The 21,291-nt window shown below is 67.2% G+C and carries 21 protein-coding genes; 6 read left to right on the plus strand and 15 right to left on the minus strand.

The genetic code is table 11. The annotated features are described in order from the left end of the window. Nucleotides 1–306: 306 nt before the first annotated feature. Nucleotides 307–870, minus strand: a complete 564-nt coding sequence (locus AC5QAB_RS03785) for an adenylate kinase (RefSeq protein WP_032956019.1) — start codon at nt 868–870, stop codon at nt 307–309. A gap of 136 nt (nt 871–1,006) precedes the next feature. On the opposite strand from AC5QAB_RS03785, the gene AC5QAB_RS03790 reads away from it, so the two are divergent. Together AC5QAB_RS03790 and AC5QAB_RS03795 are read left to right on the plus strand one after the other, a co-directional pair. Continuing rightward, complete coding sequence (locus AC5QAB_RS03790) at nt 1,007–2,263, plus strand: 6-phosphofructokinase (protein ID WP_014648312.1); 1,257 nt, start codon at nt 1,007–1,009, stop codon at nt 2,261–2,263. Between the two features lie 117 nt (nt 2,264–2,380). Next, a complete protein-coding gene (locus AC5QAB_RS03795) occupies nt 2,381–2,770 on the plus strand; it encodes a DUF488 domain-containing protein (RefSeq protein WP_014648313.1) in 390 nt (129 codons plus the stop codon). Between the two features lie 74 nt (nt 2,771–2,844). On the opposite strand, the gene AC5QAB_RS03800 is transcribed toward AC5QAB_RS03795, so the two are convergent. After that, on the minus strand, nt 2,845–3,348 hold the full coding sequence (locus AC5QAB_RS03800; protein WP_014648314.1) for a hypothetical protein: 504 nt from the start codon (nt 3,346–3,348) through the stop codon (nt 2,845–2,847). 355 nt (nt 3,349–3,703) lie between these two features. Between AC5QAB_RS03800 and AC5QAB_RS03805 the strand changes: the two genes are divergently transcribed. Next, nucleotides 3,704–5,731 (plus strand): sodium-translocating pyrophosphatase, encoded by a 2,028-nt coding sequence (locus AC5QAB_RS03805; protein ID WP_032956016.1) that lies wholly within the window; start codon nt 3,704–3,706, stop codon nt 5,729–5,731. A 78-nt stretch (nt 5,732–5,809) separates the two neighbouring features. Here AC5QAB_RS03805 and AC5QAB_RS03810 read toward each other — a convergent pair whose 3' ends face one another. From AC5QAB_RS03810 to AC5QAB_RS03830, 5 genes are read right to left on the minus strand one after another with little or no spacing between them, the layout of a single operon-like run. Next, the gene (locus AC5QAB_RS03810) at nt 5,810–6,532 is read right to left on the minus strand and encodes an energy transducer TonB (protein WP_164110844.1); all 723 of its coding nucleotides are present in this window, start codon (nt 6,530–6,532) and stop codon (nt 5,810–5,812) included. Then, the gene (gene exbD / locus AC5QAB_RS03815; protein ID WP_049407692.1) at nt 6,529–6,954 is read right to left on the minus strand and encodes a TonB system transport protein ExbD; all 426 of its coding nucleotides are present in this window, start codon (nt 6,952–6,954) and stop codon (nt 6,529–6,531) included. Before exbD ends, AC5QAB_RS03810 begins: the two co-directional genes overlap by 4 nt. 9 nt (nt 6,955–6,963) lie before the next feature. Further along, nucleotides 6,964–7,692 carry a tonB-system energizer ExbB gene (exbB, locus tag AC5QAB_RS03820; RefSeq protein ID WP_197561633.1) on the minus strand — a complete coding sequence of 243 codons (729 nt, stop codon included), beginning with the start codon at nt 7,690–7,692 and terminating at the stop codon, nt 6,964–6,966. Continuing rightward, complete coding sequence (locus tag AC5QAB_RS03825; RefSeq protein ID WP_014648319.1) at nt 7,679–8,146, minus strand: YbaN family protein; 468 nt, start codon at nt 8,144–8,146, stop codon at nt 7,679–7,681. The genes exbB and AC5QAB_RS03825 overlap by 14 nt, the downstream gene beginning before the upstream one ends. Before the next feature lie 31 nt (nt 8,147–8,177). Beyond that, a complete protein-coding gene (locus AC5QAB_RS03830) occupies nt 8,178–8,765 on the minus strand; it encodes a biliverdin-producing heme oxygenase (RefSeq protein WP_032956006.1) in 588 nt (195 codons plus the stop codon). Nucleotides 8,766–8,871: 106 nt separating this feature from the next. On the opposite strand from AC5QAB_RS03830, the gene AC5QAB_RS03835 reads away from it, so the two are divergent. After that, nucleotides 8,872–9,129 carry a DUF2789 domain-containing protein gene (locus AC5QAB_RS03835; protein WP_006390068.1) on the plus strand — a complete coding sequence of 86 codons (258 nt, stop codon included), beginning with the start codon at nt 8,872–8,874 and terminating at the stop codon, nt 9,127–9,129. Nucleotides 9,130–9,318: 189 nt separating this feature from the next. On the opposite strand, the gene AC5QAB_RS03840 is transcribed toward AC5QAB_RS03835, so the two are convergent. From AC5QAB_RS03840 to AC5QAB_RS03860, 5 genes are all read right to left on the minus strand, one after another. Continuing rightward, nucleotides 9,319–12,237 (minus strand): TonB-dependent receptor domain-containing protein, encoded by a 2,919-nt coding sequence (locus AC5QAB_RS03840; protein WP_197561634.1) that lies wholly within the window; start codon nt 12,235–12,237, stop codon nt 9,319–9,321. A gap of 222 nt (nt 12,238–12,459) precedes the next feature. Beyond that, on the minus strand, nt 12,460–13,395 hold the full coding sequence (locus tag AC5QAB_RS03845) for a FecR family protein (protein ID WP_049408701.1): 936 nt from the start codon (nt 13,393–13,395) through the stop codon (nt 12,460–12,462). 105 nt (nt 13,396–13,500) lie between these two features. After that, nucleotides 13,501–14,001 carry an RNA polymerase sigma factor gene (locus AC5QAB_RS03850; RefSeq protein WP_014038389.1) on the minus strand — a complete coding sequence of 167 codons (501 nt, stop codon included), beginning with the start codon at nt 13,999–14,001 and terminating at the stop codon, nt 13,501–13,503. A gap of 84 nt (nt 14,002–14,085) precedes the next feature. Continuing rightward, the gene (locus tag AC5QAB_RS03855; RefSeq protein WP_197561903.1) at nt 14,086–14,559 is read right to left on the minus strand and encodes a hypothetical protein; all 474 of its coding nucleotides are present in this window, start codon (nt 14,557–14,559) and stop codon (nt 14,086–14,088) included. After that, the gene (locus tag AC5QAB_RS03860) at nt 14,559–15,050 is read right to left on the minus strand and encodes a hypothetical protein (RefSeq protein ID WP_053495208.1); all 492 of its coding nucleotides are present in this window, start codon (nt 15,048–15,050) and stop codon (nt 14,559–14,561) included. Before AC5QAB_RS03860 ends, AC5QAB_RS03855 begins: the two co-directional genes overlap by 1 nt. Nucleotides 15,051–15,237: 187 nt before the next feature. On the opposite strand from AC5QAB_RS03860, the gene ppa reads away from it, so the two are divergent. Both ppa and AC5QAB_RS03870 read left to right on the plus strand, forming a co-directional pair. Next, entirely contained in the window at nt 15,238–15,774 is a 537-nt protein-coding gene (gene ppa, locus AC5QAB_RS03865; RefSeq protein WP_005410935.1) for an inorganic diphosphatase, read from the plus strand. A 152-nt stretch (nt 15,775–15,926) separates the two neighbouring features. After that, on the plus strand, nt 15,927–17,048 hold the full coding sequence (locus AC5QAB_RS03870; RefSeq protein ID WP_014038392.1) for an HDOD domain-containing protein: 1,122 nt from the start codon (nt 15,927–15,929) through the stop codon (nt 17,046–17,048). Nucleotides 17,049–17,107: 59 nt separating this feature from the next. Here the strand turns inward: AC5QAB_RS03870 and AC5QAB_RS03875 are convergent, their stop codons facing one another. From AC5QAB_RS03875 to AC5QAB_RS03885, 3 genes are all read right to left on the minus strand, one after another. After that, entirely contained in the window at nt 17,108–17,317 is a 210-nt protein-coding gene (locus AC5QAB_RS03875; protein WP_032955995.1) for a hypothetical protein, read from the minus strand. Nucleotides 17,318–17,486: 169 nt separating this feature from the next. Further along, complete coding sequence (locus tag AC5QAB_RS03880; RefSeq protein ID WP_014648326.1) at nt 17,487–20,336, minus strand: TonB-dependent receptor plug domain-containing protein; 2,850 nt, start codon at nt 20,334–20,336, stop codon at nt 17,487–17,489. Between the two features lie 49 nt (nt 20,337–20,385). After that, nucleotides 20,386–21,285 (minus strand): helix-turn-helix domain-containing protein, encoded by a 900-nt coding sequence (locus tag AC5QAB_RS03885; RefSeq protein ID WP_197561904.1) that lies wholly within the window; start codon nt 21,283–21,285, stop codon nt 20,386–20,388. Nucleotides 21,286–21,291: the final 6 nt, after the last annotated feature.

Raw genomic sequence — 21,291 nt, forward strand, 5'->3', positions numbered from 1 at the left:
CTGTATAGGGCCAATGTCCGCTATCGGGTAAGACAACCCCTACACGGGATGTGAGAAAACTCCAATCAGCTGTCAGGGAATTCCCGATAGCGATGTTCTGTGAACCCGGACACAATTCGAACTGCCAGCCGCAGTACCCGAACCGGTCCTACTCCCCAAGAGGCCATCCCCAAGGGAGCTCATGCTGCGGGGCCCTGAGCAAGCCCTTCGCTGGCGCCTGTCAAACGACACAGGCCTGATCCTCACGGACCAGGCCTGTGTTTTTTTGCGCCCGGGGAGCCGGCAATTCGCGCCGGCCCGGCCGGATCAGGCCTTGATCGCCGCCAGGATGCGGGCTTCGATCTCGTCCAGCTCACCGACGCCATCGACGCGGGCCAGGGTGCCACGGCCGGCGTAGAAATCGACCACCGGGGCGGTCTGCTCGTTGTAGACCTGCAGGCGCTGGCGCACCGCTTCCGGATTGTCATCGGCGCGGCCCTGCTCCTTGGCACGACCAGCGATGCGATCCACCAGCAGCTCGGTGGCCACGTCCAGCTGCACCACGGCGTCCAGCGGCTGGCCGATCTTGGCCAGCAGGCCATCCATCGCATTGGCCTGGGCCACGTTGCGCGGGTAGCCATCGAGGATGAAGCCCTTGGCGACATCAGCCTGGGTCAGGCGCGACTCCAGCATGCCCAGCAGGATGTCGTCCGACACCAGGTTGCCGGCATCCATCACCGTCTTGGCCTGCTTGCCCAGCTCGGTGCCGGCGGCGATTTCCGCGCGCAGCATGTCACCGGTCGAAATGTGGGCGATGCCCAGCTTTTCCTTCAGGCGCGTCGCCTGTGTCCCCTTGCCCGAACCGGGCGGTCCCAACAGAACCAATCGCATTGACCTGACTCCAACGTGTTGAAAACAAAGAAGGTTCGCGTCCCGGACGGTCCGGTATCGCTGCACCGCAATAGCGCCACTTTACCGCATCCGGGTAATGTCCCTGCAATGTCCCCTCCCCCGAGCAGGTAGAAGCATGCGCAACGGTACTCTCCTTTATGCCCAGTCCGGCGGTGTCACCGCCGTCATCAACGCCACGGCGGCGGCGGTGATCGAGCAGGCGCGGGCCAAGGGCATCAAGGTCCTGGCCGCCCGCAACGGCATCCTCGGCGCCCTGCGCGAGGAGCTGATCGACACCAGCAAGGAGAGTGCCGCGGCCATCCGCGCGCTGGCCCATACCCCGGGCGGTGCCTTCGGCTCGTGCCGGGTCAAGCTGAAATCGCTGGACGCCGACCGTGCCCGCTACGACCGCCTGCTGGAGGTGCTGCGCGCGCACGACGTGCGCTGGTTCCTCTACAACGGCGGCAACGACTCGGCCGATACCGCGCTGAAGGTCTCGCAGCTGGCCAAGGCCTCCGGCTACGACCTGACCTGCATTGGCGTGCCCAAGACCATCGACAACGATCTGGCGGTGACCGACACCTGCCCCGGCTTCGGCTCGGCGGCCAAGTACACCGCCGTCTCGGTGCGCGAGGCGGCGCTGGACGTTGCGGCGATGGCCGAGACCTCCACCCGCGTCTTCATCTACGAGGCGATGGGCCGCCACGCCGGCTGGCTGGCCGCGGCCGCCGGCCTGGCTGGCAACGGTGATGACGAAGCACCGCACATCATCCTGCTGCCCGAGCGCGCCTACGACGAGGCCGCGTTCCTGGCCAAGGTGAAGGCCGTGGTCGAGCGCGTCGGCTACTGCGTGGTGGTGGCGTCGGAAGGTATCGCGACCGCAGATGGCCGCTTCGTCGCCGACGCAGGCGGCGGCAAGGACTCGTTCGGTCACTCGCAGCTGGGCGGCGTGGCCGCGCACCTTGCTGCACGGGTCAAGGACCAGCTGGGCCTGAAGGTGCACTGGGCGCTGCCCGACTACCTGCAGCGCTCGGCCCGCCACCTGGCCAGCAGGACCGACTGGGAGCAGGCACAGGCGGTCGGCAAGGCCGCCGTGCAGCTGGCACTGAAGGGCCAGAACGGCGTGATGCCGGTGATCGTGCGCAGCAGCGATGCGCCCTATCGCTGGAAGATCGAAGCGGCCCCGCTGTCGAAGATCGCCAACCACGAGAAGAAGATGCCAGCCGGCTTCATCCGCCGCGATGGCTTCGGCATCACCGCCAAGGCGCGCGCCTACCTGTCGCCGCTGATCAAGGGCGAAGCGCCGCTTCCCTATGGCACCGACGGCCTGCCGAAGTACGTGACACTGAAGAACGTGGCGGTGAAGCAGAAGCTGCCGGCCTTCGAGGGCTGACCTGAAAAAGGGGACGGAGGGGATTAAGTCGCATACGCCCCTCTGTCATCTCCAACAGCATCAGCAGTGGGTCGGATACGACTTAATCCCCTCCGTCCCCTTTTCATGGAGGTCATCATGGCACTGCGTGTTGTTCGTCTCGGCAGCCCGCGCCAACCCGGTGAGGGCCTGCGCATCGGCACCGTGCGGCGACCACCGCGCGGCGTGCCCCGCAGCGAATTCGCGAAACGGGACTGGTACGACGTCTGGTTCCCGACTCTGTCACCCAGCGCGGAGCTGGTGAAACAGGCCCATGAGGCGAAGACCGCCGCCGACTGGACTGCGTTCTTCCGCCACTACAAGGCCGAGATGAAAGCGCCCGATGCCGCGCACGCGCTGGACCTGCTGGCCGCGATGTCGCAGCACAGCGACCTCAGCGTGGGCTGCTACTGCGAGGACGAAGCGCACTGCCATCGCAGGGCGTTGCGCGAGCTGCTGGTGGCGCGCGGGGCGACGCTGGCGGAGTGAGATCAGCCGGATGCCGGCCAGCGGCCGGCACTACCACCCGTGGACGACTGCGTGGGCGCAGCGCACGCATCATCTCAATTGCAGGCCTTGCCTTCCATCTGCAGCTGCGCGGCGAACATCGTCACCTGCGGAATCTGGCCGGCTGCCGCCTGCTTCTTGGCCTCTTCCAGATAGATGCGCGACTGGCCCTGCCCATCCAGCTCGACCTTGTTGCTCGACGGCAGGCGCCACACCCGCACCACCGCCTGCTGCGCCGGGCATGCCGCGTTGGGCACGCGGATCACATCGTTGAGCTTCCAGCCCTTGTCGGCACTCGGCTGTGCCTTGGTGTAGTCGACGAAGCGCGCACGTGGCTGGCACTGCTCGCTGGTACGCACGGCGGAGAAGCGGTACGGGGCGGCGGCATCGCCGGTGAACGCACCTTCCAGGCGTGCGCAGGCCTCGGGAATCTGCCGCAGCGTATGCACCGCGCCCACCGCCTGGGGTGCGCCCACGGCACGCTGCAGCTCCGGGGTTTCCGCAGCGAGTGCCGGCACGGCCGGGGCCAGGGCGGCGAGCATCAACAGGGACAGGCGCATGGGGGATCTCCATCGGGACTCCGCGCAGGCTTGCAGAGGCTGGCTTAACGGGGTGCAAAGGCCGGTGGCTCGCAAATCATGCCCTTGCCTGGCGGCGGGTCCGCGCGCATGTCGACGCGTTCATTGGCAGGGCGCCCACGGGTCATGCGGCGCGGCTCCCACGGGCCAGTCGAGCATGGCTCGACTCTACAAAGAGCGGCACGCATACTGCGGGCACCAGGGAATGCTGAACACCGCCATACGTCGGACGACCACCAAGGTCGGTACGGGTTGGTTCCAGGCTGCAGCCCGTCGTCCCCCTCGTGGTGCCGTTCATCGCCACTGGATGCCTACATCCATTCTGCGGAGGGGTCTAATGCTGGAACGTCACGGGCTGTCACTGGCGCTGGGCTGCGCCATTCTCGCGATCCTGTTCGGAATCGTCTCGGCGCGCTGGATCCTGCGCCAACCCACCGGCAATGAGCGCATGGTTGCGATCGCCACCGCGATCCAGGAAGGTGCGCGTGCCTACCTCAACCGTCAGTACCTGACCATCGGCATCGCCGGCGTGGTGCTGTTCGTGCTGGTCGGGGTGTTCCTCAGCTGGTACACCGCGATTGGTTTCGCGGTCGGTGCGGTGCTGTCCGGCGCCGCCGGCTACATCGGCATGAACGTGTCGGTGCGCGCCAACGTGCGCACCGCGGAGGCGGCGCGCCAGGGCATCAGCGCGGCGATGGACGTCGCCTTCCGCGGCGGCGCGATCACCGGCATGCTGGTGGTCGGGCTGGGCCTGCTGGGCGTGGCAGGCTACTACGCACTGCTGCTGCGCATGGGCCTGCCGATGGAGCAGGCGCTGCACGCGCTGGTCGGGCTGGCGTTCGGTTCGTCGCTGATCTCGATCTTCGCGCGGTTGGGCGGCGGCATCTTCACCAAAGGAGCCGACGTCGGCGCTGACCTGGTCGGCAAGGTCGAAGCCGGCATTCCCGAAGATGATCCGCGCAACCCGGCGGTGATCGCCGACAACGTCGGTGACAACGTCGGTGACTGCGCCGGCATGGCCGCCGACCTGTTCGAGACCTACGCGGTGACCGTGATCGCCACCATGCTGCTGGGCAGCCTGATGCTGGCCGAGGCCGGCGCCAACGCGGTGCTCTACCCGCTGGTGCTGGGCGGCGTATCGATCATCGCCTCGATCATCGGTGCGCTGTTCGTCAAGGTGAAGCCAGGCGGCTCGATCATGGGTGCGCTGTACAAGGGCGTGATCGTCTCCGGCGTGCTGGCGGCGATTGCGTTCTATCCGATCACCACCGGGCTGATGTCCGACAACGTGCATGGGCCGATGGCGCTGTATGGCTGCGCGTTGATCGGGTTGGTGCTGACCGGGCTGATCGTGTGGATCACCGAGTACTACACCGGCACCCAGTACAAGCCGGTGCAGCATGTGGCGCAGGCCTCGACCACCGGCCATGGCACCAACATCATCGCCGGCCTAGGCATTTCGATGAAGTCCACCGCGCTGCCGGTGGTGGCGGTGTGTGCGGCGATCTGGGGAGCCTTCGCGCTGGGCGGCCTGTACGGCATCGCCATCGCCGCTACTGCGATGCTGTCGATGGCCGGCATGATTGTCGCCCTCGATGCCTACGGCCCGATCACCGACAACGCCGGTGGCATCGCCGAAATGGCCGAGCTGCCCTCGGAGATCCGCGACATCACCGATCCGCTGGATGCAGTGGGCAACACCACCAAGGCAGTGACCAAGGGCTATGCGATCGGATCGGCGGCGCTGGCCGCACTGGTGCTGTTCGCCGACTACACCCACAACCTGCAGGCGGCCAATCCCGGCCAGGAGTTCCGCTTCGATCTCAGCGACCACACGGTGATCATCGGCCTGCTGATCGGCGGCCTGATTCCCTACCTGTTCGGTGCGATGGCGATGGAAGCGGTCGGCCGCGCCGCCGGTGCGGTGGTGGAGGAAGTGCGCCGCCAGTTCCGCGAGATCCCCGGCATCATGCAGGGCACCGGCAAGCCCCAGTACGACAAGGCGGTGGACATGCTGACCCGCTCGGCGATCCGCGAAATGATCGTGCCGTCCTTGCTGCCGGTGGCGGTGCCGGTGGTGGTCGGCTTGCTGCTGGGGCCACGCGCGCTGGGCGGCCTGCTGATCGGCACCATCGTGACCGGCCTGTTCGTGGCCATTTCGATGACCACCGGCGGCGGTGCCTGGGACAACGCCAAGAAGTACATCGAGGACGGCCACTTCGGCGGCAAGGGCAGCGAGGCGCACAAGGCCGCGGTGACCGGCGATACCGTCGGTGACCCGTACAAGGACACCGCCGGCCCGGCGATCAATCCGCTGATCAAGATCATCAACATCGTGGCGCTGCTGCTGGTGCCGCTGCTGTAGATCCGCGCCATGCGTGGATGACGGCCTCGATGGGGTCAGAGCCCTTTCCTGCGGAAAGGGATCCGACCCCGATGGCGGTCACCGCCCGCGCAGGAAGAATGACACCGGCACCATCACCTGCACCGGGTCGCCAGCCACCTCGGCCGGCGGCGCCGGGACCGGGCTGGCCCGCTGCACGGTGTCCAGCGTCTCCTGGTCGAGCAACGCGAAGCCGCTGCTGCGGCCCAGCACCACCGCCGAAACCACACCGTCGCGGGCCACGGCAAAGCGCACGTAGACCACGCCCTGCTGGCGCAGCCGCTCGGCCTGGCGTGGATAGCGCCGGTGCTGCTGCAGGTGCCCGAGCAGGCGTCCTTCCCAGGTCGCCTCGGCACGACTGCGCTCACCCGCCGTGGTCTGCGGCGCGGTGTAGCGTGCGGCAGCGTCGGCGGCCACCTGCGGCGGTGCGCTGGTCTGCGCGACGTTGGCATCGGCGCTGTCCGGCGCGGGCGCTGGTTCCGGCGCTTCTGGCGGAGGCAGCTCACCCTGCGGCTGCACGGGTGCCTTGGGTTGCTCACGCACGGCTGGCGCTGGCGCCTGCTGCCGCTGCTGTTGCTGCTGCAGCGGCCCGGTGGCGACCTCGCGCGGCGGCGCCGGCGGTGCCTGCGCCATCGGCGCCAGCTCCAGCGTCAGCGCTGCCGGGGGAGCCGTAGCAGCCTGCACCGGTGCGCGGGCCACCCACCAGCAGGCCGCGCCGATCAACAGCGCGTGCACCAGCAGTACGATCGCCAGGCTGGTCGCCCAGCGCCGCAGTCCGCTCATTGCGTGCCCTGCTCCAGGCCGACCAGTGCCACCTTCAGGTAGCCCGCCGCACGCAGCGCATCCAGAGTGGCCATCAGTTCGCCGTAGGGCACGCGGGTGTCGGCGCGCAGGAAGATGCGTTGCGCGGTATCGCTGTGGGTGGCCACCTGCAGTGCAGCCGCCAGCCCGTCACGCGCCACCGCCTGTTCGCCGACGCGCAGCGACAGGTCGGCCTGCACGGTCACGTACACCGGTGCCTGTTCCGGCGGCGCGGCATTGGCGCTGCTGGCCGGCAGCTGCACCGGCACCGACACGGTGGCCAGCGGTGCGGCCACCATGAAGATGATCAACAGCACCAGCATCACGTCGATGAAGGGCGTGACATTGATCTCGTGCGCTTCTTCGGGGGCATCGTCGCGGTCGGACGCGGTCCTGATCGCCATCGTCGCGCCTCAGTGCACCGCGCGCAGCGGCGCCGCAGCGGCACGCGGGACGGCACGATCAAGATCGCGCGACACCAGCTGCTGCACGGCCGCCGACAGATCGCCGAGCAGCCCCCGCAGGCCGGCCAGCACGCGGCTGAAATGGTTGTAGACCAGTACCGCGGGAATCGCCGCGACCAGGCCGAGCGCTGTCGCCAACAGGGCCTCGGCGATGCCGGGCGCAACCACCGCCAGGCTGGTGGTGTTGCTGTGGGCGATGCCGATGAAACTGTTCATGATGCCCCACACCGTACCGAACAGGCCGACGAACGGCGCCACCGCGCCGATGCTGGCGAGCGCGCCGATACCGCGCCGCTGCACGCGCGCGGTTTCCAGCTCGATGCGCTCCAGGCGCGAGGCGACGCGCTCCTTGATGCCGTCGTGGCTGTCCAGCTCCTGCGACAGGCGCAGTTCGGTGCGTGCAGCATCCAGCATCGTCAGTGCGGCGCCCTGTTGCAGGGTCGCTTCTTCGCTCTGCGTCGGCAGCTGTGCGGACTGCAGCAACAGCGCGCGTGCCGCACGCAGCTGCCGGGCCTGCCGCGCCAGCTCCCAGCCCTTGGCCAGCAGCACGGTCCAGGTGGCCAGCGACGCCAGTGCCAGCGCGATCATCACGGCCTTCACCACCACGTCGGCGGCCAGGTACATGCCCCACGGAGTCAATGAGGGGGCGGCCACAGGGGCCAGGTCAGCAGGCAGCATCGTCTCGGTTTCCATCAGCATCAGGGGTCGCTGCGCGACGGCGGGTCGCACGCGGATCATTGGCGTCGTCCACTTCCACGACCGGATGGGGCTGCAGCCGCGGCGCGGGTCGGCTGAGCACGTAGCCGGCGCTGACCGCGAAGAACAGGCCCACGCCCAGCAGCAGGCGCCACGACGGGTGCGCTCCCCAGCAGAACAGCGCAAAACCCACGGCCATGCCGGCACTGGCGAACGCCTTGCCCTTGCGCGACACCGCACCCTGCTCACGCCACAGCCGCAGTGACGGGCCGTAGCGCGGATGCGCCAGCAGGCGCTGCTCGAACTTCGGCGAGCTGCGTGCGAAGCAGCCCACGGCGAGGATCAGGAAGATGGTGGTCGGCATCACCGGCAGCAACGCGCCGATCACCCCGAGGACGACCATCAACCACCCCAGCGCGAACCAGAGCCAACGCATCAGCGCTGCATCCGCAGGCGGGCACCAGGCATCAGGCGAATTCCACTTCGACGTGGCCGTGCACGCTGCGGAACGCGGCGTCGGCCGCATTGATCACCTGCTGCTCCTGCCTGGCACTCAGCGGTACCGCGTCCAGCGCAGCGGTGAACTCGCGCCAGTGGCGCGCCGCGCCATCCGGATGCGCGGCCAGGTGGCGGGCGCCGAAATCACGATCCAGGCCGAGCCTGGCGGCCATCTTGTACAGAATGGTGCCGCCGAGGTTGGACCCTTCGGCCACATACAGCCACCCCAACGCGGCGGGCAGTTCCAGATCGGACGGCAACGCCGCGATGTCGGCCCCGGGCAGCGTCTGCTCCAGATCCTGCAGGTCGCGCGCCACTTGGGCCAAGCGGCGGCGCTCGCCCAGGTCCGGCAGCAGTGCGTCCAGCGCAGGGTTGGCATACAGCGCATCGATGCTGCGATGGAAGCGGTACTGCACGCGCAGGAACCGGGCGAAGTTGCTGCGGTCGGCGAAGATGTCACCGGCCATGATGCGCTTGTCCAGGGCGCCATGGCTGTCGCGGGTGGCGGCCTTGAGCCGCAGGCTGCGGCTGTCTTCAGGGGCGATGTGTGCGTTCATGGGGGATGCCAAGGGGGTCGTCCTGCTGTAGACGTTCGCCACGGGGCTTTCCCCAAGGCTATGTGCGCCGATAATGGCGCATCCCTTCTTACCGCAGGAACCGACGATGATCACCACCGAACCGCGCATGACCAACCTGTTCCTGCAGCTGGGCCTGGACGCCAGCGCCGAGGGCATCGCCCGCTTCATCCGCGAGCACCAGCTGGCCACCGATGTGGAAGTGGTCGAGGCGCCGTACTGGAACGATGCGCAGCGCCAGTTCCTGTCCGAGTCGCTGCAGGCCGATGCGGCATGGACCACCGTGGTGGATGAGCTGAACGAGTCGCTGCACGAGGACGCGGTGAAGGCGGCGACGGGGCTGTAAGCGGGGTATCCCGCGCTGTTGGGGTCAGAGCCCTTTCCGCAGGAAAGGGATCCGACCCCGCCGCTCGCCCTTTCCGCAGGAAAGGGATCCGACCCTGCCGCTCGCCCTTTCCGCAGGAAAGGGATCCGACCCTGCCGCTCGCCCTTTCCGCAGGAAAGGGATCCGACCCCAGCGCTCATCCGCGACCGATCAGTACTTCCAGGTCAGCGCCAGCCGCGCGGTGCGGCCCGGTGCCGGCATCACGCCCAGGGCCAGCGGGTCCAGGTAGTAGCGGTCGGTCAGGTTGTCCACGCCGGCTTCCACCGAGAGCTGGTCGTTGAAGCTCCAGCTGGCGAACAGGTCCACCAGCGTGGTTGGCCGGTACAGCTGCTGGATCGCCGACAGGCCCACGTTCCAGTCCTTGTCCAGCTTGCTGATCGGGCCAGCGTTGTGGACCACGCGGGTGCCGAAGGTCAGGCGCTCCTCGAACAGGCGCGAGCCCAGGGTCAGGTTGACCATGTAGCGCGGCGGGTTCTGGGTATTGGTGTACGAGCCCTCGAAGCCGCCGTCCACGCAGTCGGGCGTGTTGGCCAGCTCGCCGTTCCTGCGCTGCGCCCCATAGGCACGGCGCTCGGCGGCGATGTCCGGCGCGCAGGTCTTGGCCTTGAAGTAGTAGTGCGCGGACAGATCGGCAAATACCTTGCCGCTGTCATAGCTGGACTGGAACTCCATGCCCGAGACCTTGAACTGGTCGACGTTGCGGATCAGGCCCGCCGACAGCGTGCGGTAGTCACGGGTGATCAGGTCGTCGATACGGGTATCGAAATACGCCAGCTTCAGCGCCAGGCGGTCGCCGGCAGTGAACAGGTCGTAGCGGAGGGTGCTGGCGCCGATTTCCCAGCTGCGCGCGCGCTCCGGCTTAAGCTCGCCCACCGGTTTGGCGGCGGTGAACAGGCCCAGCGTGGTCTCGAACAGGCTCGGCAGCTTGGTGCCTTCGGCGTACTTCACGTAGACCATGGTGTCTTCGCTGAAGCGATAGGCCACGCTGGCGGTCGGCGAGAACGCGCTGTCGCGACGGCGGATCGGCTGCGACCAGCTCCAGCTGACCGGCACTTCCAGATCCTGCGCCTTGCCAGCGTCGTAGAAGTTCCAGCCACCGATGTCGGCCACCGTGCCCTTCTTGTACGGCGAGGCCAGCAGCGATTCCCGGGTGAAGTTGCCGTTGGCATCCGGGTACCAGTTCAGCAGCGCGATGCGCTTGGCGCGCCACGACGGCAGTGCCGGGTTGCCGTTGAGCAGCTCGGTGTAGCGGTACTGGCCCTGCACCGCGTAGGCCTCGGGCGTGGCCAAGCGGTTGCGGTCGTGCACCTCCACGCGGTTCCAGCGGCCGCCGGCCAGCAGTTCCCAATGTTCATCGGGCTGCCACTTCAGCGAGGCCACGGCGCTGTATTCCCTGCGCTCGGCGTTGCGCAGGAAGCGGTTGTTGACCAGGTCGTCGTGCTTGATCGGGCCCGAACTGCCCGGCGCGATGTCTTCGTCGCTGTAGGACAGTCCGTAGTCGAGCGTGAACGCACCGGCGCGGGTGTCGAACCTGGAGGTATTACTGGCATCCAGGCCGAAGCGCTTGTGCCGCAGCGGATTGCGGTAGGCATCCTTGTAGCCGGGGTCACCGCTGAAGCTGGGCGCGTCATACCACTCGGTGCGTCGGTCGAAGTACCACGGGGTGATGCCGGTCAGGCTGTTGTACATCACGCTGTCGGTGTCGGTGTACGCGGCGTTGACGCGCAGGTCGATCAGCTCGCTGTCCGGATTGAAGCGGTAGCGCAGGCTGTAGCTGTCCATGTCGACGTGGCCCGGATCCCACTGTGGAATGCGGTCACGATCCACGCGGATGATCTGCGAGGCCATGATCTCGCCGGCAGTGCCTTCATAGCGGCGATAGCCGGCTTCCAGCGTCTGCGTGTCGTCGATGCGCCAGGTGCCCTTGAGCAGCGCCGACTTCGAGCGCGAAGAGGTATTGAAAACCTCGGTGCGCGGCGGATTCAGCGGTGCCAGCGTGCGCCGATCCTGCGGGAAGTCGTCGTAGCCATGGCGGCCGGAGAAGTAGTTGCCGTTGTCACGGTAGGCGTAGGCGGCGACCAGATCGAAGCGGTCCCAGTGCCCTGCGGCGGCCACGTTGAAGAACTGGCTGCCGGTGGCGCTGCGATCGGTGCGCGGTGCCGCACTGTAGGACGGCAGGCTGTTGGCACTGCCATTGGCCAGGCCGCCGCGCACGCGCACGCCGACGTCGCGGCCCTCGCGCAGCACGTCACCGATCTTCAACGTCTCCATCTCGACCACGCCGCCGATGCCACCGGACGCGTTGGCCTGCAGGCTCGGCCCCTTGGTGATGGTCAGGCTGGAGATCAGGTCCGGGTCGAGGTAGGTGCGCTGCGACTGGCCGGCGTAGCCACGGTAGGTATCCATGCTGGACTGGCCACCGTCGATGATCACCGGCACGCGGCCCTGGCCCTGGATACCGCGGATGTTGACGTCGAAGCCGTTGCCCACGCGCGGATCACCGGCGGTGACACCGGCCACACCCTTGACGATGTCGCCGTTGGAGGTGCCGCGGAAACGCTCCAGGTGCGTGCGATTGAGCGTGGTGGTCGAACCCACGCTGCGATAGCTGTCGAGCAGGCGTGCTTCATCACTGGTCGCGCCGCTCCCGACGCGGTCGCCGGCCACACTCAGCGTGTCGGTGACGATCACACCACTGTCGGCCTGCAACGGCGTTGCCGCTTCCAGGGTGACCGCATCGGCGCTGACCCGGCGCACTGCCAGGCCACTGCCCTGCAGCAGCTGCTGCAGCGCCTCGTTGGCCGACAGGCTGCCGCCGACCGCGCGAGAGGTTACGCCACGTGCCAGCGATGCGGGATAGACCACCTGCACACCGGACTGGCGCATGTAGCTGCGCAGCGCGTCATCCAGCGGTTGCGCCGGAATATCGAAGCGCAGCACGGCCGCGTGGTCGCTGCTGGCGCTCTGCGCCAGTACGGACGGCGCGGCACTGGCCAGGCCGGCGGCGAGCAACGCGATGCACAGGCGGGACGGGCGCAGCACGCGGCCCGGGCGATGGAAGTCGAACATGGGGGAACCTGTCAGGTAATCGGTGCCGCGAACGCGGCGTCATCCGCAACACGGGCGGACACGGCGACGTACGTGGCGGCGGCGGGTACGTTCGCGGAGTAAGACGGATGAAAGGGTGGCAACCCCAAGGGGATTTGCAGTCGAAGCAGGTGCCGACGGTTGCGCGGCTGGTTGCAGTGGTGGGTGCCGACCGTTGGTCGGCACCGGGGCAATGGCGTGGATCTACCGATGGACGATGGCGACGCCGAGCGGCAGCCGGGTCACCTGCAATCCAGCCGTCGCGGCCAGCGCATCCAGCGCCTGTTCCGGGCGGTCGATACGCAACGCCGCGCTTACCGCCGGCAGCTGCGATAGATCACCACGCACGAAGGTTGGGCCAGCGCGATAGCGCCCCACCCATTGCACCGCGTCAGCGACGCGGGCCTGTTCCAACAGCAGCTCGCCCTGACGCCAGGCGCCGACGCTGTCGGCCGCAACGTCCCCCAATCGCCTCACCCCACTGTGTTCACCGTAGGCCGCGCGCTGGCCCTGCTGCAGGTAGGTCCAGCCACCGTCAACCGGGCTGGCCATCCGTACCCTGCCCTGCCCGACCTGGGTTTCCACCTGGTCGTGGCCCCGCGCCACGGTGAAGGCGGTCGAGATGTCCTCGACCACGCCATTGCCGGCGCGCACGCTGAAACGTCGCTGCGCATCCGGACTGACCTCGAACCAGGCACGCCCGCGCAACAGCTCGACCTGGCGGGCGTTCGCATCAAAGTGCACGGCAATCGCACTGTCGGCGTCCAGCACCGCACGGCTGCCATCAGGCAGCAGCACGTTCTGCACCTGGTGCGTGCTGCGGTGATCGGACTGCAGGCGCAGCCACGCCTCCGGCCATGCCACCAGCATCGCCAGCATTGCCGCCGCAGCCATGGCCCAACGCCGTCGGCGCGGGCGTCGACCAGCCACGCGGGCCGGCTGCGCTCGCGGCCCGACGCTGCGCCACAGCGCGCGCTCGTGTTCGAAGGCCCTGCGGTGCCCCGGCTGTTGCAGCCAGTGTTCGAACGCCTGCATGCGCGCGTCGCTGATATCGCCCGAGGCCAGCCACGCGATCCAGTCCCGGGCCTGCTCGGCCAGGGCATCGTCATTGGCGGCAGGCAGCATGTTCGGCGGGCTCATCGGCTGGCGGACAGGCGCATTCAAGCGCGGGGCGGAGAAACTGGACCGCATCCACGGTCCAATGATCAAGACGTTTGCGCGAAGGCCAGCCCCAAGGCGGCGCGATCATCGGCCGCTGCGGGCCCAGGCCAGGCGCTGCAGCGCGGTGCGTACGTGATTCTCCACCGTGGTCACCGATACCCCAAGGCGGCGTGCGATCTCGGCCTGGGTCAGGCCCTGAAGGCGGTTGAGCCGGAAGATGGTGCGGGTCGGCTCCGGCAGATGGCCGGCCGCGTCGAGTACCCGCTGCAGCTCGTCCTGCGCCATGGCCTGCTCTTCGGTGGAGATCACCTCGTCCGGCCCCCACAGGTAGTGATCAGCCAACAGGCGGTTGCGCCGGGTCGACTCGCGGCCGTGGTCGGTGGCCAGGTTGGCGGCCAGCCGGTACAGATAGGCGCGCGGATTGTCGATGGCCTGGCTGTCATCGACCCCACGGGCCTTGAACCACACCGCCTGGATCACGTCCTCGGCGCCGTTGTCGCCCCCCAGAATACGTTGCACCCGGCGCAGCAGCGCTGGCCGCTCGCGGATCAGCAGTTCGGTGAGGGAGGCAGCATTGGAGGACATGCGCGGAGCCGGGACGACAGACGGGAGGCGCCGCGCATGCTACTCCGCAAATGCGAATCAGTCACGTTTGCATTGTCGAAATGGTCACAGGCAATCAGTCAGCCCATCGTAAACGTGGGTGCTGGTTCCGGGCAGGGTGGCATTCAGAGCTTCATGCCCGGCGCGCTCCCACGCTGCCAGCAGCTCGTCCAGGCGGGTTCCCGCCGCCAGTGGCAGCATGCAGGCATAGCGTCCCTGGTCAACATCGATCTGCCCGGTCTTCTGGACCCAGGTGTAGCTCCCGGCGAACGTCCAGACACAACGGGCCACGACACCGGTGGCCCGCTGCACTGAGCAGCGCAAGCGCATCGCCCGCAGGTTGTAATACTGCCCTTCGCAGAAGGTATCCCCACAGATATCGTCAAAGCCGCGCACCAACAGACGTTCGGCCGCCAGGAAGCGCTCGCGCCCGGTTGCCGGATTCGGGTAGTCACGGGCATCGACAAATTGAGGGGTCGCCTGGGCGTTGGCTGCCATCAGCAGCGCGCAGACCAGCCATCGTGCCGGGAAGACGCGCATCACCCCACCCTCCCGGTCTTCCGGAGGCAGTCCGGCAGCGCGTCGAACAGGCCATGGTCAAGTCCAGGCAGGTTCGCCGTCAGGCCATCTGGTGCTTCCAGTGAAGCATGGAAGGCGTCAACAGGTACCCCTGGCCCCAACTCCAACGGACAGACCCAGCGGCCATTGTCGACCTGCACCTCCCCGGTATCGGCGTGCACGGCCAGCTCGCTGGCCACCACCACCCAGGCACAGCGCTGCACCGTTCCGCGATGGGCCAGCACCGCGCAGCGGACCTCCATCACCCGGTAGTTGCTGTACTCACCTTCGCACCAGGTATCGGCACAGAGCCGGTCGAACTCCCTTGCCAGGGCGGCCTGCAGCCCGTAGGCGCGCTCCCAGTTGGCCTCGGGCCGGGGGTAATCGATCAGGTCCACGTGCAGACCGCGGGCGGAGACAGGCAGGGACGCCAGCAACAGCACGACCCCCATGCATCGGGCATACCAGGACATCGGCGGAACTCCTCGGGAATGAGCGTCCAGCCTGCGCCGGCCTGCCCTCCTGCCCCATCGGCCAAGGGCAGCGCGCCCCGTCAGGCCTTGCCGCCTCGGCAGGTCGGCGACCCGCCCGCTGCACAGCGCCCGGCAAAGGCATAAAATGGTGAGCTATCCGTCTATATCCCCCCACCTGGAGCACACCATGGGTCTGGAACTCGTCTCGCCCGGCAAGAACCCGCCGGAAGAAATCAACGTCATCATCGAGATCCCGAAGGACTCGGAGCCGGTGAAGTACGAAGTGGACAAGGAAACCGGCGCGATCTTCGTCGACCGCATCCTCTCCACCCCGATGCGCTACCCGTGCAACTACGGCTACGTGCCGAGCACGCTGTGCGGCGACGGCGATCCGGCCGACGTGCTGGTGGTGCTGCCGCTGCCACTGGTGCCGGGCTCGGTCGTGCGCTGCCGTCCGGTCGGCGTGCTGAAGATGAGCGACGAGGCGGGCAGCGACGAGAAGATCCTGGCCGTGCCGGTCTCGAAGATCTTCAGCGGCTACGCCCACGTCGAAGACATCGCCCAGGTCTCGAGCCACTGGCTGGAGCGCATCGGCCACTTCTTCGAGCACTACAAGGACCTGGAGAAGGGCAAGTGGGTCAAGCTGGACGGTTGGGGCGGCGCCGCTGAGGCCAAGCAGATCCTGATCGAGGCGCACCAGCGCCATCTCGACAGCAAGGCCTGAGCCTGAACCGGATCGCTCCGGCGGTACCCTGCCGGAGCGATGCGGGTCACGTTTCATGACGACGGCACATCACTCTTGCTGCCGTATTAGGTAAATTGCGTCACTTCACACGTCATCGACATCCATCGTCGAGACAGCCAGGGGAATGTGTCGTGCGTATTCTGCTTGTTGGGGATGCAGCCAGCCTGCCGGCCGAGCTGACCGAATTCATTGCCGATCTTGGGGAAGACTGGCAGCCGTTGACCGCCACCGATGGCCAGGCCGCGATGACCGCGGTGGCCACGCAGGGCGTGGACGCGGTGATCGTCTGCCCGCAATTGCCGGATCTCAATGCCACCACGCTGCTGGGGCAGATCCGGACCTTGCGCCCGGAGACCATCCGCATCGCGCTGGTCGATGCGCAGCATGGCAACCGGCCGCCGCCGGCGCGCCTCATTGGTGTCGCCCACCGCTTCCTGCCGCTGCCGCTGGCGCCGGAAGTGCTGCTGGAGGCACTGACCAGCCTGGAAGAACTACGCGAAGTGCTGGACAGCCCGCGCCTGCGCGATGCCATCGGCCGTATCGAGAAACTGCCCTCGCCGCCGCACCTGTACCTGAGCCTGACCCAGGCCCTGGAACATGACGACGACGCCGACAGTGCCGATGTCGCCAAGCTGGTCGCCGCCGATCCGGCGATCGCCGCCAAGGTGCTGCAACTGTCGAACTCGGCCTTCTTCAGCCAGGGCCGCACCATTGCCGACCTGCGCACCGCCGTGACCCGGCTGGGCCTGGCCACGCTGCGTGACCTGGTGCTGGCCAGCGAAGTGTTCTCCGCACCGACGCTGTCGGCCGCCGAGCGCAACTCGCTGCAACAGCGCGCACTGCTGGCCTCGCGGCTCGCCGCACGCCTGCTGCCCGAATCCAGTGCCGAACTGGGAGCGACTGCCGCGCTGCTGGCCGACATCGGCCTGCTGCTGCCAGGTGTGCGCAACGAGCGCAGCGAGCCCTCGCTGGCCGGCGACACCCGCCCCGGCCATGCCGAGGCCGGCGCCTACCTGCTGGGCCTGTGGGGCCTGCCGATGCCGATCATCGAAGCGGTGGCCTTCCACCTGCAGCCGCAGCGCGCCAACACCCGCAGCTTCTGGGTGACCGGTGCGGTGCACGTGGCCCTGGCGCTGGTCAATGGCGACCCGGTGGACGAGGACTACCTGCAGCGCGCAGGCGTGCTGAACAAACTGCCGCAATGGCGCGAACACGCCAATGCGCTGATGGGACTGGTGCCCAGCGACGCCTGAGCGCGTTGCATGATGTCCGGATGACAGAGGGCGCACCCACAAGGTGCGCCCTTTCCATGTCAGCGGATACCGCAGGCGTCCTGCACGCAGCGACGGTACTGCGACTCGCAGATGACCGGTGACTTGCCACTGGCCAGGCACTGCTGGCGGAACTCCTCGCAGTAGAGCCCACCGCCGCAGACCCCGAGGCCCTGCGCGAACACTGCGCCCACCAGCGTTGCGTAGATCAATGCAGCGGCCGATGCCTGCCGCAGCAACGTGTTCTTCATATCCCTCTCCACATGCAAGCGTCCGGTAGTGGACCTCCTGACTGTGTTGATTACGACACGACGGGACCGTGACTGCGCTCACCTTCCAACAATTTCCGGAATTCCCCTACAAGAAAAAGGGCGGACCTTGCGGTCCGCCCTCCTTCTGTTGCTACCGCACTTCGATGGATCAGAAGCGCTGGGTGTACTTCATGTACAGGAAGCGACCCACGTCGAAGCCGCCGTAGTAGGCGAACGCCGAGTTCGGAGCCGAGTACTGCAGGGCACCCTTGTGGTCGAACACATTGTTCGCGCCCAGGGCGATGGTCGCATCCCACGGCGCCTTCCAGCTGACCTGCAGGTCGTGGAAGGTGTTGGAACCGGTGTGACGCAGCGGATCGGTCTCACCGTTGGCCATGTGGTTCGGAGCATCGCACCAGCCGTCAGCCAGCGAGATGCAGCTTTCCTTCATGCCCGAGTAGTAGCGCGCGGTGTAGTTCACACCGAAATCGCCGTACTGCCAGTTGACGCCCAGGTTCGAACGCACGCGGAACAGGCCCGGCTCGCTGACGCGGCCGACCATGATGTTGTCGCCCGCGCTGTTCTGGCGCTGCTCGTCGTACTTGGCGGTGTAGCTGGTCTGCCAGTCGATGCTGAACTGGCCAATGGCCAGTTCCGGCAGGCGGTACTTGATGCCCAGATCGTAGCCCTGGGTTTCCATCTTGCCGAGGTTGGCGGTGCCGTAGGTGATCGCACTGACGTGGCCGTCAGCCGCACGGGTCACGCTCGAGCAGCGCGAAGCGTTACCCAGCACGTAGCAGTCACGCAGGATGCGGTCGACGCTGTCAGCGATGATCATGTCGCTGATTTCGTACTTGTACCAATCCAGCGACACGTCCAGGCCCTGCACCCAACGCGGGCTCCACACCAGGCCGAAGGTGGTGCTCTTGGAGGTTTCCGGCTTCAGGTTCGGATTGGCACCCGAGATGAACTGGTCACCCGACTGGCACGGCAGGGTCGAACATTCCTTGCCTGCCTGGCCCAGCTGCACGTAGTTGGCCGGCACGCCTGCGCCGGAGCACGCGGCATTGCCTGCAACGCTGCCCGGAGCCTTCACGCCGCACGGATCGATGTAGGACTCGAAGCTCGAGCTCAGGCCACCGTACAGGTCGCTGATGGTCGGAGCGCGGAAGCCCTCGGCGTAGGTGCCGCGGACCAGCAGTTCATCCAGCGGACGCCAGGTCAGGCCGAACTTGCTGTTGGTGGTGCCACCGAAGTTGCTGTAGTCCGAATAACGGCTGGCAACGTTCAGGGTCAGTTCCTTGGCGAAGGCCATGTCGGCCAGCAGCGGCACGTTCAGTTCGAGGTAGACCTCGTTCAGATCGTACTGGCCGCGGGTCGGCTTCTGGCCCAGGCCGGTGGACTGGCCCGACTGTGCGAAGGCGTCCGGCACGTAGCTGCCTTCTTCCTTGCGGTGCTCGACACCCAGGGCGAAGCCCAGGTCGCCGGCCGGCAGGGTCACGATGGCGCCCGACAGGTTGGCGGTGAAGCTGGTGGTCTTGGTGACGCCACGGGTGGTGAAGGTCGGGAACAGGAAGTCCTGCAGCTCCTGGTTCGCCAGCGAGCCCTGACCCTCAACGCCGTACGGCAGCAGCGGGTTCCACGGACGGCAATCGCCCAGGATCGGGTTGGCGGCGGTGCCGCAGCGGGCAACGCCACCGGCATCGATGAACGACGGGCCCAGCGCCTGACGCGCGCCGATCAGGCTCATGTCACCGCGGTTGCTCTTGATCGACTCGTTGCGGTTCCACAGCGCGCCGACATCCCAGTCGAAGGTCTTGCCACCCAGCTCGAAGAAGCCGGTCAGGGTCGGAGCGAAGCGCAGGGTCTTCAGCTGGCTGTCAGTGGTACGCGGCACTTCCCACAGGCGGCGGCGGAAGCTGACGTCCTGGCCAACCGGGTTGAAGGCGCTGTCTGCCGACAGCGGGGTGTTGATCGACTTGGAAGCGGACTGGTACGGGTAGCCGGCGATCTGCTGGAACGTCTGGCGCTCGTTGTAGAGCACGTCGGTGTTCAGGCTGATCGAATCGGTGAAGTCGTAGGTGCCGTTGATGTAGACCGACTTGCGCTTCACACCGGTCAGCAGGGTCATCTGCTCGTTCGAGTTGGCGAACTCGTCTTCGGTGATCGCGTGGTAGTCGTTCGGGTTCTTCGGATTGCCACCCGGGTTCAGGGTCTGCCACACCGCGCTCGACTTGCTGCAGTCGTACAGCTTCGGGTTGCACCAGCTGCCGTTCTGGCTGATCGGGCTCCAATCAGCCGAGGTGGAGTTCGGACCCAGCGAGCCGTCACGGCTGTACCAGCGGTCCTTGGCCCACACCGGATCCTGCTTCGAGTACTCGGCCGACAGGGTCAGGCTGCCGCGCTCACCGCGGGCACCGAGGGTCATCGAATAGGTTTCGCTGTCGCCGTCGCCCTTGCCGTACTGGCCGACGTAGACATTGGCTTCGCCGCCGTCGAAGTTCTTGCGGGTGATCACGTTGACCACGCCGGCAATGGCGTCGGAACCGTAGATCGACGAGGCGCCGTCCTTCAGGATCTCGATGCGCTCAACGGCCGACATCGGGATCTGGCTCAGGTCCTGCAGACCCGAGGTCGAAGCGCCCAGGCGCTTGCCGTTCATCAGCACCAGGGTGCGCTCGGCGCCCAGGTTGCGGATGTCGACGTAGTAGCCGCCCACGTTCTCGCCCGAAGCCAGCGACTCCGAACGCGAGATGGCCGGGGAGCCGGCCGAGGTCAGGTTGTTCAGCACGTCGGCGACGCTCGAGAAGCCCTGCTTTTCCAGGGATTCGCGGGTCATCGTCAGGATCGGCTGCTGGGTCTCCACCGAGGCGCCGCGGATGCGCGAGCCGGTGACCGAAATGCGGTCCAGGTCGGTGGTGCCCTTTGCTTCCTGAGCCGAAGCAAAGGCCGGCGCCAGCGCCAGCGCAATGCCGGCCGGCAGCAAGCCGAACCGCACTGCGGGATTACGAACGTTCATCTATCTCTCCAAGGTACGTGTTAGCAGCGTGTTAAAACACCCCAGCACGTTACGATTGCGTTGCAGCGCTGTATTTGCGCGAACCAACCGGAGACTTTGCGGATTGTGGCGGGAGCAAGCCGCCGTTCTCCCTGAAGCGCGACGCGGACTGGCCGTAGCGGGCGCGGAACGCACGCGCGAAGCTGCAGCAGTTGTCGAAGCCGCTGGCGGCGGCGACCTCGCCCACCATCATGTCGGTGTCGCGCAGCAGGTCGGCGGCGCGTTCGAGGCGCAGTCGTGCCGAAAGCGACTGCGGGCTTTCCTCGTACAGGCTCTGGAAGGTCTTGGAGAGGTACCAGCTGGAGAAGTTGGTCAGTTCGGCCAGTTCGCCGATGCGCACCACCCGGTGGCTGTTGCCTTCCAGATAGAGGCGCGCACGCTGCATGCGGCCGAACACCTGGCGCTTGCGGCTGCGCGAGCGGCCCGGGCAGCGCTGCACGTTGTCGGCCAGGCCACGCTGCAGGCCAGCAAGGTGCAGCAGCAACGGACGCAAGGCCGGGGCCGGCTGGCCGCTGGCCAGCGCATCGCGCCACAAGCGCAGCGCAACGCGGGCGTCACTGCGGTTCATGCGGCCACGACCGGCATACAGGCCACAGTCGGCCATCTCGGTCAGCACGCGAAGCGCTTCAACGTTCAGGTTCAGGCCAACGCACAGCCCGTTGCGACCGGCCTGCACCAACGGCCGCGATTCCTTCTCGAAGGCGATCCACTCGCCCTGGCGCAGGCGGAATCGTCCTTCCTTGGCCTCCACCCACGAACTGCCACGCACCTGCATCCAGACAGTGAAGCTGGAGCCGGCGGTCTGCAGGCTGCCCAGCCGGGCCACGCCCAGGCAGGTCGGCGTGACATCGTCGAGCGACCGGTCCAGGGAGACGGTTTGGCCGCGATCGGCCAGCGAGAGTTGACGCATGGGGGC

This window comes from Stenotrophomonas sp. YJH_SMC_127, assembly GCF_059372445.1.